The sequence below is a fragment of the Vibrio sp. Vb1127 genome, from assembly GCF_033338735.1.
Lineage (GTDB): Bacteria > Pseudomonadota > Gammaproteobacteria > Enterobacterales > Vibrionaceae > Vibrio > Vibrio alginolyticus.
In genome coordinates, this window is the sequence record NZ_JAWOTF010000003.1 from 100,865 (window position 1) to 113,049 (window position 12,185).

The following is a 12,185-nucleotide window of genomic DNA, read 5'->3' on the forward strand; positions in this document are numbered from 1 at the left end:
CAAAGATTACAGAGTACCGTGGTTAAAATTCGTCATTCTGGACAGCGACGAAGGAGCGTGATTCAGAATCTACTAGTTGAGAATGTAAGTGTTTAAGTTGTTAGCTTCATCCTTGCTATGAGTAGATTTCTGATGCCGCTATGGCTCCTCGGAATGACAGGAAATGATGGTCAAAGATTACAGAGTACCGTGGTTAAAATTCGTCATTCTGGACAGCGACGAAGGAGCGTGATTCAGAATCTACTAGTCGAGCATGCAAGTGTTTACGTTGTTAGCTTCATCCTTGCTATGAGTAGATTCCTGATGTCGCTATGGCTCCTCGGAATGACGGAAAATGATGGTCAAAGATTATATAGCACTGAGGTTCAAATTCGTCATTCTGGACAGCGACGACGGAGCGTGATTCGGTTCCCCAAGAAGGAACCTAGGGTATTCCTTTACCCTAGGTCTCAATTTAATACTGGTCTTCAGACCAGCCATCACTATCGGACATATCGGGTGCGCCTGGGATGGTGTTTTCTTCATCTGCCCATTCACCAAAATCAATCATTTGGCATTGTTTACTGCAGAAAGGGCGATGAGGACTTTGTTCTCCCCATTCTACGTCGGCGCCACATTGTGGGCATTGAACGATGGTAACTTTAGACATAGTTGAGCGTCCCATTACTAATTGGTGTTAAAGGGTAGTATACCTAAACGAATTAAAGATGGCTTATTCAACGCGCTATTGCTGCTACGAAATTTTATCAAATATAAGCGCAATAAAGCGTTGAATTTTAGATTATGGAGGCGAGGCGTAGTGTCGTCTTAGCTGCAAACAGCAAGTTCAAATTCAATATCTTGTGTGCATGCTTGACCGTTTTCAAACGACATGAACTTGATCGCAAAGCGATTTTTATGACCTGAAATCATAGGATAAACGCCATATTCCATTGGGATGTGAAGTCTTAGAATGTTGGCTTCATCAGCGTCGCTTTGGAAGAAACCTGCACGACCGATTTGAGCTTTGAAATGTCCGGTCTCTCTAGTGAGCTTTAACCATAACGAAAGCGCATCAGATAAGGGCTTTAAGCTTGCTTGCCACTGTTGTGCATCACGCTTTTTACGTTCAATAGGTAGATGAAGCCAGTAGTGTAATGCTGGCAGATCAAAACAGCATGAACCACCCGGTAGATTAAAGCGTTGGCGGATAGAGCTTAAGAAGCGATCTTCTTTTAATGCTTGGCCAAAACGTTCAGCACCCATTAGTTGGCTATGAACGACATCTATCTCTTGTAGTAGGGTATTTAATGCGTCTTGATCGACACCATCAACATTTAGCCAATGGCGGTACGACAGCCGTTGCTTCTCAAGATCTTTAGCCAGTTCACTTTTCAGTTGGATTTGTTCGAAGATCTCAACCATATCGAATAACGCACGGAAAAACAGTTGATACTGATGATTTTCGCTAAACCCAGAGGCCAAGTGAGCCTGACGCAGCAGAGACTCCACTCTTAGATAAATACGAGTTTTCTCATTTAACGGATGTTCAAATTTGTGCGTGGTCATCGACATAAGCCTTTGTGAGTTTCGTTCCTATTTTCGCAGATTTTTCTTACACATGGCTAGGTACTTTTCGTGCAAATCTGTGATTTGAAGCAAAAGATCAGGGTCACTTGGATTATTCTTAACCACATCGTCTGCAAGCGCGAGCCTTTGCTCTCTTGATGCTTGAGAGGCAAGGATGGCGCGAACTTGATCTTCACTCACATTGTCTCGTTTCATCGTGCGAGATATCTGTGTATTCGGTTCTACATCGACGACAAGAATGCGATCACACAAACTATCTAGCTTGTTTTCTACGAGCAACGGCACCACAAGTAACGCATACTCTGAAGTGACTTGCTGCAAATCTTCGATCATCTTTTCACGAATTATCGGGTGCAACAGTGCATTGAGCCATGCTTTTTCATCTGAATTCGAAAAGATTTTTTCTCTCAGCTTTGCGCGATCTAAAGTTTGGTCTTCACGTACGATATCGTGACCAAAGTGTTCAATAATCGCGTTTAGGCCGGGAGTACCTGGCTCGACAACTTCTCTTGCTACAATGTCGGCATCGACGATATCGATTTTAAATTGTTGTTTGAACAGATTCGCGACGGTTGTTTTTCCACTAGCGATACCGCCTGTTAAACCAATAACCAAAGCCATTTACACTCCTAGAACTGAAGTAAAGTACCAGTTTAAAATCTGGTCGCCCCAAATTAAGCTTATCCAACCAGCAATTGCTAAGTAAGGACCGAAAGGGAAAGCTTTTTCAATTCCCTGCTTTTGCAAGCGTAGTTGAATGATGCCAAATACGATGCCAACCACAGAAGAAAGTAGAATGATCATCGGCAGTGACTGCCAACCTAGCCAAGCTCCTAGTGCCGCCAGTAGTTTAAAATCACCATACCCCATTCCTTCTTTACCAGTAAGTAGCTTAAAGCCCCAGTAAACGGACCAGAGACATAGGTAACCAGCAATAGCACCAATGACAGAATCTTGTAGAGTAACAGGACTTATTTCGACTAATGCTAAGGCAATGCCAGCCCAAGTTAATGGTAATGTTAATTGGTCAGGTAACAACATAGTATCGAGATCGATAAATGTTGCGGCGATTAAGATAAAAGTAAAAAAGAGTAGGGCAACGGTAAAGTAACTAAAACCAAAGTAATAAGCGATAAAGCCTGAACAGAACGCGGTGAGCAGTTCAATCAGTGGATAGCGTGCACTAATGGTTGCCTGACAGTTGTGACATTTGCCTTTTAAAAGCAGCCAGCTAATCACAGGAATGTTGTCGCGAATACGTATCGGTGTTGCGCATTTCTGGCAGGAGGAGCGTGGAACGCTCAAGGTCAGCACTTCTTTAGGAGGTTCTATTTTGTATTCAGGAAATGACTCGGCACATTCGCGTCGCCATTCTAGTTCCATGATTTTAGGTAGTCGATAAATAACCACATTGAGGAAGCTACCCACGATCAGACCGAAGATGGTGGCAAATACAACGAATAGCCAAGGGTAGTACTGGAATACTTCCATATTTGTCTCTTGAGCGATGAGTGAAATCAGCAAGATGCTGTTTTAAAGGAGTTAACAGCCCATTCTAGCCCAATACACTCATTAAGTTAAAGATTGGCAAGTACATTGCTGTCACTAATCCGCCAACAACGATACCTAAAAAAACGATAATTAGTGGCTCTAGAATTTTACTAAGGTTGTCGACGGTGTTATCGACTTCAAACTCGTAGATCGTTGCAACTTTATTGAGCATGTCGTCAAGTCGACCAGACTCTTCACCGATCATAACCATTTGTAACACCAATTCAGGGAACACATTACAGTTGCGCATGGCTACATACATTGGCATACCTGCGGCGGTATCACGGTAAACTTCTTCTATGGCGAGTTGATAGTGTAAGTTTCCTGAGGTTTTTGATGTGGTTTTTAAACTGGTTAGAATTGGAATACCCGCTGTAAAGCTTGTGGCGAGTGTTCGACTAAATTTGGCGATAGCGGCTTTTGATAATACAGGGCCCAGAACAGGAAATTTAAGCACAGAGCGGTTGAGCATTAAGCGAAAAGAATCTGAACGCTTAGAGAGGATTCTCGCCGAGGTGAATAAACTAATGGAGCCTAGTGCGATAAACGGACTCCAGTTTTGTGTCCAGGCGGAAAGATCTAACACTTGCCTGGTAAACCAAGGTAAGTCAGCACCAAAACCAACAAACATTTTTTCGAACTCGGGAATGACTTTGGTGAGCATGATAAACGACACGCCTAACGCTACTAGCACTACCATGGCTGGGTAAATCAGTGCTTTGATCACTTTCGCACGAAGCTGCTCATTTTTTTCTCGGTAGGTGGCTAAGCGCTCGAACACTTCCGCTAAGTTACCGGATTGCTCACCTGTTGCGATAAGGTCGGTATAGAGTGGGTCAAAGTGTTCACTTGCAGTGCGCATGGCTTTTGACATGGGCGTACCGGCTTCAACGGCGCGTGTCACGCTCATCAAAATGGATTTCATCTCTGCTTTTTTATTGTTTTCTGAGACCAATTTTAAAGCCTGAACTAACGGCACACCAGTTATCAACATCGTCGAAATCTGACGGGTGAACACCGTGATGTCTCTGCCTTTCACGCGATGGCTGAGTTTAGTGAGAAACGAGATACTGCTTTTCTTTAACTTCTTGATCTTGATGTGCTGTGCGTCTAGACGCTCGCGTACTTCAATTTCTGTCATCGCGAGGGTTTGTCCAGACGTCTTTTTGCCTGAACTGTTGATGCCTTTCCAGCGGAAGTTTTTAAGTTGTGGTGTAGTGCTTTTCATAGAGGTGACTGCTGATTAAAGGATTAAAAATAAAGTACGCGCTGTAGTTCACTAAAACTTGTGATCCCTTGTTTGAGTTTTTCTATGCCCGACATTTGTAACGTGCTCATACCATTTGCGATGGCGAGTTTTTCTAGTTCATGTACCGAGGCACCTTTAATAAGCGCTTCGGAAAGAAATTCATCAAAGCGCATCACTTCATAAATCCCCGTTCGGCCGGAATAACCATGGGTACACTCATTGCATCCATCGGGATTGGCTTTAAAAATGTTGTCGCTTGCTTGAATTCCGAGATGTTGTAGCTGAACGGTAAGCTCTTGTGATTGTTTGCAGTGCGAGCACAGTTTACGGGCTAAGCGCTGGGCAATAATCAAACTAAGAGATGAGGCCAAGTTAAAGCTTTCTACGCCCATGTTTGATAAACGAATAACCGTTTCAGCCGCAGAATTGGTATGTAAGGTTGAAAGTACTAAGTGACCGGTTTGCGATGCTTTTATGGCTATTTCCGCAGTGTCTAAGTCACGAATCTCACCGACCATTACCACATCGGGGTCTTGACGCAAGAAAGAGCGCAGTGCTTCGGCAAAACCAAAACCAATCTTAGGCTGAACTTGAACTTGGTTAATGCCCGATAAGTTAATTTCTACTGGGTCTTCTGCCGTGGAAATGTTGATTTCTGGCTTATTGAGGATACTCAGCCCAGTGTACAGAGATACGGTTTTTCCGCTCCCGGTTGGGCCTGTCATCAGAATCATGCCTTGTGGGCGACGCAGCGCATCCAAGTACAATTGTTTTTGTTGTTCGCTATAACCAAGCTTGTCGATATCCAATGATGCAGAGCTGCTGTCGAGCAGTCGTAGTACAATTTTCTCTCCAAATAGAGTAGGCAGCGTGGATACACGCATATCAATTGCGGTGTCTTGATTCAACTTGAGCTTAATACGCCCATCTTGTGGTAAACGTCGCTCTGCAATATCAAGTTTAGAGAGGATTTTGATACGAGCGGATAAGCGGCGACTTAAGTGGCTTGGTGGCTGCTGTGTTTCAATTAAGATGCCATCACAGCGTAGGCGCACGCGGTACATCTTTTCATAAGGTTCAAAGTGGATATCGGATGCGCCTTTGCGCACAGCGTCCAACAGAATTTGGTTGATGTAACGGCTAACAGGAGACTCATCTTGGCTCAAGTCTTCAATGTTGTCGATTTCATCTGCGCCCACATCAACCAGATTGGCTAACTCTTCTTGGTTGATCTCTTTTAACCCGGACTTCTCATGACTCAATGAACGACCATATAAGCGTCGAATTGCCGCGCTGAGTTGACGAAAATCCGCCAACACCAATTCAATCTGTAAACCAGTGGCAAAGCGGAAATCGTCTTCTGCTTGTTGGTTCGTGGGGTCGGCAACGGCTAATAATAACGTTGAAGGTGTACGCTGGAGTGGGAGTGCGTTATGCCGTGTGATTAATTCCCTAAGGCCAAGTTGCTGACAAAGCGAGGCGTACTCGTACTGAGATAACTCGGGCTGATTTAATCCAAAAATAGAATTTAAATGTTCAGTGAGTTCGCGTGATGTAAATAACCCTGAACTGAGCAAAGCTTCCGGCATCGAAATGCCAGAAGCTTTGACTTGCTCAAGCAACGATTCTTCTTGGGAAAAAGCCAATAGTCCTTTTTGACGAAGAATCGTGGAGAGGTTGGTTTGCATTATGGGCAGCTATCAATAGATACTTTTGGGTTAGTATTATTTGTACAGCCCCAGGGTGTGTTTGGTGTCCTAGCATATTCGATGTCACCTGCTGCAGCATTGCCAGTATTAAATACAAATTTGAGTGTAGATTTTGCGTTTGAGGCTGCTCCAGCACCTTCAATTGATGCGGTAATATTGCCAAGGGCGTTCATAGTAGCGTTCCCACCGATGTCTCCTAAGTCGGAAGTAGCTGTGGTGTTGTTCTGAGTATATAAATCAGCATTAGTAAGTAATGACTTTAAAGTACCCACAGCAGAGGTTACAGCTGACTTTGCGACATAGTCTTTATATGCAGGGATTGCGACTGCTGATAACACACCAATAATTGCTACCACAATCATCAATTCAATTAACGTAAAGCCTTGCTGTTTTTTCTGTTTACTGTGTTTCATTTTCTTTCCTTCTTAATGAAATAAATAATGCCCTTGCATTAGCGAAGGATTATGGAGACTTCATAAAGGTTGAAAATGGGGAAGGGATGGGCTCTCGAGTGAGATAAAACTCTTTGGTGAAAAGTTGCATATCGCATGCAGAGTTTTGCGAGTAGTACTATTTTTTAGTGGATAAAAAGAAAGGGCCAATTGGCCCTTTTAAATGATGAATTACTCACAACTCACTGAGTTAGTTGAAGTAATTTCAGATTTGTTGCTTTTATTATTTGAAGCGCATCGAAAGATCCATCGCTTTTAAATGCTTAGTCAACGCGCCTACCGAAATGTAATCGACACCGGTTTCTGCGTATTCTGCGATGGTCTCTAGCGTAATGTTGCCGGAGTTCTCTAAAGCGGCACGACCTGCGTTAATCGCTACGGCTTCACGCATCATTTCTTTTGTGAAGTTATCGAGCATGATGATGTCGGCACCAGCCTCTATCGCTTGTTTCAACTCTTCTAAGCTTTCCGTTTCTACTTCTACCGGTTTGCCTGGGTTAAGCTCTTTCGCTTTTTGGATGGCTTGAGTGATGCCACCACAAGCAATAATGTGGTTTTCTTTAATGAGGTAAGCGTCGAACACGCCGATGCGATGGTTAAAGCCACCACCACACGTCACGGCGTATTTTAGTGCGCTACGCAGACCAGGAATGGTTTTGCGTGTGTCTAGTAGACGACACTCAGTATGCGCGATTTTTTCAGCGTACTCTGCGGTAACTGTTGCGCAGCCAGACAACGTTTGGATGAAGTTCATTGCGTTACGCTCACCAGTCAACAAGTCACGAGCAGGGCCTGTCAGCGTGCAAAGGGTTTGGTTAGGTTCGACTTTATCTCCGTCCTTTACGTGCCATTCAATACTGACCTTGCCACCGAGCTGCTTAAAAACTTCATCTGCCCATGCTTGACCACAGAACACACCATACTCACGAGTAATAATCGTTGCGGTATTAACCGCATCGGCAGGGATCAAAGATGCAGTAATGTCATTATCTGCGTCGACACTGCCACCTAGATCTTCTTTTAAGGTATCAGCGACAGAGCGAGTGATCTCTAAAGGGAGTTGTTGTTTAAGGTATTCTAGGCGTTCTTGAATGTTGTGTGTGTTCTTCATCGCAAATCTTGTCTTGAAAGGGAGATGGCAACGAATGATACTCTCCGGTGTCAATAATTTCAGCAGTTAATTTGCAAAGTAGAGAGGTTGATATGCGCCCAATTATCGAGAATGGCTGGCTGACACAAGCAAAGCATGTTCCGTCACCATTTTTTGATGCCCGCTCTGATATAAACGACATCTCTCTGCTGGTGGTACACAATATCAGTTTGCCTCCTGGGCAGTTTGGTGGACCATATATAGAGGACTTCTTCACTGGCAAGCTAGACCCAAATGAACATCCATTTTTTGAAGTCATTCACAAAATGGGCGTTTCTGCACATTGCTTGATTAAAAGAAACGGCGAGGTTGTTCAATTTGTTTCTTTTCTTGATAGAGCATGGCATGCCGGTCAATCCAGTTTCGCAGGCAGGGAGCGTTGTAATGACTATTCCATTGGTATCGAGCTTGAAGGGACAGAATTTACTGCCTACACAGAAGCGCAATATCAATCACTTGCAGAGATCACTGAGGTGATTATGCAGTCTTATCCTCAAATCACCCCGCCACGAATTACTGGTCATCAATATATTGCGCCCTTGAGAAAAAGCGATCCTGGTCTAAGCTTTGATTGGGTGAAATATAGACTGCTTATACAGCGTTGATTTGTAGCGAAAGTGTAAATTCAAAAAAGCGAAATAAATAAGGCATACGATCAGGTATGCCTTTTTTTGATACCAGAAATATTAATGATTGTTAAAAGTTAACTACATTTTTACGCTCGCACATGCCGTTTTGGTGAATAAATAGACTGATAATTTTGTCATTTTCTGTATTTCTTTTCCAAAACTGCTAGCACGTCGACTTCCCATTTGTATGCTTTATGTAATTGGTCATACCAATTCTATTGCTGTTTTAACAGTCGATTGTTATCAGAGTGTTGGAAGTAAGCTCGTTCTATGATTTAGGTCAATTTTCGGCTGGACAGTGGCGTTTTAATTATGTTAATTTCTGCACCAACTTAAAATTGGTATTACCAATTACCTGCAAGAGTAGAAGAACAATAAATTATGGCTTATCAAAGGATTCGTCAGCCAAAACTCTCTGATGTTATAGAACAAGAGTTAGAAAGGTTGATAGTGGAAGGAACATTGTCTCCGGGGCAACAACTGCCTCCAGAGCGTGAACTGGCAAAACAGTTCGATGTGTCTCGTCCTTCAGTCCGAGAAGCCATTCAACGCTTGGAAGCGAAGCGTTTGTTGACTCGTCGCCAAGGTGGCGGAACATTCGTAAGTGAGAATATCTGGAAGAGCTTTTCAGATCCCTTGTTGAATTTGTTGTCTAGTCATTCTGAAACCCAGCTTGATGTGCTTGAGTCTCGTCATGCGATGGAAGGAATTTCAGCCTACTTTGCAGCTTTACGTGGTACCGAAGAAGATTTTGCGCGTATTCAAGGTTGCCTTGAGCGCATTAGCCAAGAGCAAGCAAACAACGATATCGAAGCTGAATCTGCGGAAGTAATGCAATTTTTGATCGCTTTGACAGAGGCCGCGCACAACGTGGTTTTGTTGCACATTGTTCGAAGCTTAGCACCTTTGCTTGAGCAAAATATTCTACAAAATTTTAAATTACTACGTCGCCGCCCAGAAGCGGTCGAGAAAGTCAGTAAACACCGAGCCAATATCGTGGATGCGATTGTTTCTGGTCAGCCTGAAAAGGCGCGAGAAATGTCCCACTCGCACTTGGCTTACATCGAAGAAACATTGTTGGATTTGACTCGAGAAGAGTCTCGACGAGAGCGTTCTCTACGTCGAATTCAGCAGGGTAATGACTCGTAAGAGCGTTACTTAAATAAGTAGATCCAACCAACAGAAGGATAGATCGCCATGTCTGATATGAAGCATGACGTAGATGCACTGGAAACTCAAGAATGGCTACAAGCGCTTGAGTCAGTTGTACGTGAAGAAGGTCTAGAGCGTGCTCAATTCCTATTAGAGCAAGTTCTAGATAAAGCACGTCTAGACGGTGTTGATATGCCAACAGGTATCACAACTAACTACATCAACACGATTCCTGCAGACCAAGAACCAGCATACCCAGGTGACACAACACTTGAGCGTCGTATTCGCTCAATTATTCGTTGGAACGCTATCATGATCGTTCTACGTGCATCTAAGAAAGACCTAGAGCTAGGCGGCCACATGGCGTCTTTCCAGTCTTCTGCTGCGTTCTACGAGACATGTTTCAACCACTTCTTCCGTGCACCAAACGAGAAGGATGGTGGCGACCTAGTTTACTACCAAGGTCACATTTCACCAGGTATCTACTCACGTGCATTCGTTGAAGGTCGTCTAACTGAAGAGCAGCTAGACAACTTCCGTCAAGAAGTAGACGGCAAAGGTATTCCTTCATACCCGCACCCTAAACTGATGCCTGAATTCTGGCAGTTCCCGACAGTATCGATGGGCCTAGGTCCAATCGCTTCTATCTACCAAGCTCGTTTCCTTAAGTACCTAGAAGGCCGTGGTCTTAAAGATACTTCAGAGCAGCGCGTTTACGCGTTCCTAGGTGACGGTGAGATGGATGAGCCAGAATCACGTGGTGCTATCTCTTTCGCTGCGCGTGAGAAACTAGACAACCTATGCTTCCTAATCAACTGTAACCTACAGCGTCTAGATGGCCCTGTAATGGGTAACGGTAAGATCATTCAAGAACTTGAAGGTCTGTTCAAAGGTGCTGGTTGGAACGTAGTGAAGGTAATCTGGGGTAACAACTGGGATTCACTACTAGCCAAAGATACGACTGGTAAGCTTCTACAGCTTATGAATGAAACGATCGACGGCGACTACCAAACATTCAAATCAAAAGATGGCGCGTACGTACGTGAGCACTTCTTTGGTAAGTACCCAGAGACAGCTGCACTTGTTGCTGACATGACTGATGACGAAATCTTCGCACTTAAGCGTGGTGGTCACGAGTCTTCTAAGCTATACGCGGCATACAAAAACGCGGCAGAAACTAAAGGTCGTCCAACAGTAATCCTAGCTAAGACTGTTAAAGGTTACGGCATGGGTGAAGCGGCTGAAGGTAAGAACATCGCGCACCAAGTTAAGAAGATGGACATGACTCACGTACTACACCTACGTGATCGTCTAGGTCTTCAAGACATCCTAACTGACGAAGCAGTGAAAGAACTTCCGTACCTAAAACTTGAAGAAGGTTCAAAAGAGTACGAATACCTACACGCTCGTCGTAAAGCGCTACACGGCTACACGCCACAGCGTCTACCAAAATTCACTCAAGAATTCATCGTTCCTGAGCTAGAAGAATTCAAGCCACTACTAGAAGAACAGAAGCGTGATATCTCTTCTACTATGGCATTCGTACGTGCGCTAAACGTTCTACTTAAGAACAAGAACATTGGTAAGAACATCGTTCCTATCATTGCTGACGAAGCACGTACATTCGGTATGGAAGGTCTGTTCCGTCAAATCGGTATCTACAACCCGCACGGTCAAACTTACACACCAGAAGACCGTGGCGTTGTTTCTTACTACAAAGAAGCGACTTCAGGTCAGGTTCTACAAGAAGGTATCAACGAGCTAGGTGCTATGTCTTCATGGGTTGCTGCTGCGACTTCATACTCGACAAACGACCTACCAATGATCCCGTTCTACATCTACTACTCAATGTTCGGCTTCCAACGTGTTGGCGACATGGCGTGGATGGCTGGTGACCAACAAGCACGTGGTTTCCTACTAGGTGCAACTGCGGGTCGTACAACGTTGAACGGTGAAGGTCTACAGCACGAAGACGGCCACTCGCACATTTTGGCGGGTACGGTTCCTAACTGTATTTCTTACGACCCAACATTCGCGTACGAAGTAGCAGTAATCATGCAAGACGGTATCCGTCGCATGTACGGTCCAGAACAAGAAAACGTGTTCTACTACCTAACGCTAATGAACGAAAACTACACAATGCCAGCAATGCCAGAAGGCGCTGAAGAAGGCATCCGTAAAGGTATCTACAAGCTAGAAACTTACACGGGCGACAAAGCGAAAGTTCAGCTAATGAGCTCTGGTACTATCATGAATGAAGTACGTAAAGCAGCTCAAATCCTAAGCGAAGATTACGGTGTTGCTTCTGATGTTTACTCGGTAACGTCATTCAACGAACTAACTCGCGATGGCCAAGATGCAGAGCGTTTCAACATGCTTCACCCAGAAGCGGAAGCGAAAGTACCTTACATCCAAACAGTAATGGGTACTGAACCTGCTATCGCAGCAACTGACTACATGAAGAACTACGCAGAGCAGGTTCGTGCATACATTCCTGCTGAGTCTTTCAAAGTTCTTGGTACTGATGGCTTCGGTCGTTCAGACAGTCGTGAAAACCTACGTCGTCACTTCGAAGTGAACGCAGGTTACGTAGTAGTAGCAGCGCTAACTGAACTAGCGAAACGTGGCGAAGTTGAGAAATCTGTAGTTGCAGAAGCAATTAAGAAATTCGACATCGACACAGAGAAAACAAACCCGCTATACGCTTAATTAAGAAGGTAGATA

11 protein-coding genes are annotated in these 12,185 nt (G+C 44.2%); 3 read left to right on the forward strand and 8 right to left on the reverse strand.

Features of this window, described 5'->3' with window-relative positions; translation table 11 throughout:
• Positions 1-454 precede the first annotated feature (454 nt).
• The 8 genes from yacG to nadC form a co-directional block, all read right to left on the reverse strand.
• Positions 455-649 carry a DNA gyrase inhibitor YacG gene (yacG, locus tag R7H07_RS06630; protein WP_017635922.1) on the reverse strand — a complete coding sequence of 65 codons (195 nt, stop codon included), beginning with the start codon at positions 647-649 and terminating at the stop codon, positions 455-457.
• A gap of 158 nt (positions 650-807) precedes the next feature.
• Positions 808-1,548, reverse strand: coding sequence for a cell division protein ZapD (gene zapD, locus R7H07_RS06635; protein ID WP_005373086.1), 741 nt, complete (start codon positions 1,546-1,548; stop codon positions 808-810).
• A gap of 27 nt (positions 1,549-1,575) precedes the next feature.
• Positions 1,576-2,190 carry a dephospho-CoA kinase gene (gene coaE / locus R7H07_RS06640; protein WP_047102660.1) on the reverse strand — a complete coding sequence of 205 codons (615 nt, stop codon included), beginning with the start codon at positions 2,188-2,190 and terminating at the stop codon, positions 1,576-1,578.
• Positions 2,191-3,060, reverse strand: a complete 870-nt coding sequence (locus tag R7H07_RS06645) for a prepilin peptidase (RefSeq protein WP_017635919.1) — start codon at positions 3,058-3,060, stop codon at positions 2,191-2,193.
• Between the two features lie 64 nt (positions 3,061-3,124).
• The gene (locus R7H07_RS06650; protein WP_047102659.1) at positions 3,125-4,348 is read right to left on the reverse strand and encodes a type II secretion system F family protein; all 1,224 of its coding nucleotides are present in this window, start codon (positions 4,346-4,348) and stop codon (positions 3,125-3,127) included.
• A gap of 23 nt (positions 4,349-4,371) precedes the next feature.
• Positions 4,372-6,057 (reverse strand): type IV-A pilus assembly ATPase PilB, encoded by a 1,686-nt coding sequence (gene pilB / locus R7H07_RS06655; RefSeq protein WP_054730502.1) that lies wholly within the window; start codon positions 6,055-6,057, stop codon positions 4,372-4,374.
• Positions 6,057-6,491, reverse strand: a complete 435-nt coding sequence (locus R7H07_RS06660; RefSeq protein WP_029803401.1) for a type IV pilin protein — start codon at positions 6,489-6,491, stop codon at positions 6,057-6,059. Before R7H07_RS06660 ends, pilB begins: the two co-directional genes overlap by 1 nt.
• Before the next feature lie 262 nt (positions 6,492-6,753).
• The gene (gene nadC, locus R7H07_RS06665) at positions 6,754-7,641 is read right to left on the reverse strand and encodes a carboxylating nicotinate-nucleotide diphosphorylase (RefSeq protein WP_054576329.1); all 888 of its coding nucleotides are present in this window, start codon (positions 7,639-7,641) and stop codon (positions 6,754-6,756) included.
• A gap of 92 nt (positions 7,642-7,733) precedes the next feature.
• Here nadC and ampD point away from each other — a divergent pair, with 92 nt between their 5' ends.
• From ampD to aceE, 3 genes are all read left to right on the forward strand, one after another.
• A complete protein-coding gene (gene ampD / locus R7H07_RS06670; protein ID WP_042521337.1) occupies positions 7,734-8,285 on the forward strand; it encodes a 1,6-anhydro-N-acetylmuramyl-L-alanine amidase AmpD in 552 nt (183 codons plus the stop codon).
• Between the two features lie 405 nt (positions 8,286-8,690).
• Entirely contained in the window at positions 8,691-9,458 is a 768-nt protein-coding gene (gene pdhR / locus R7H07_RS06675) for a pyruvate dehydrogenase complex transcriptional repressor PdhR (protein WP_005379989.1), read from the forward strand.
• A gap of 48 nt (positions 9,459-9,506) precedes the next feature.
• Positions 9,507-12,170 carry a pyruvate dehydrogenase (acetyl-transferring), homodimeric type gene (aceE, locus tag R7H07_RS06680; RefSeq protein ID WP_065274838.1) on the forward strand — a complete coding sequence of 888 codons (2,664 nt, stop codon included), beginning with the start codon at positions 9,507-9,509 and terminating at the stop codon, positions 12,168-12,170.
• Positions 12,171-12,185: the final 15 nt, after the last annotated feature.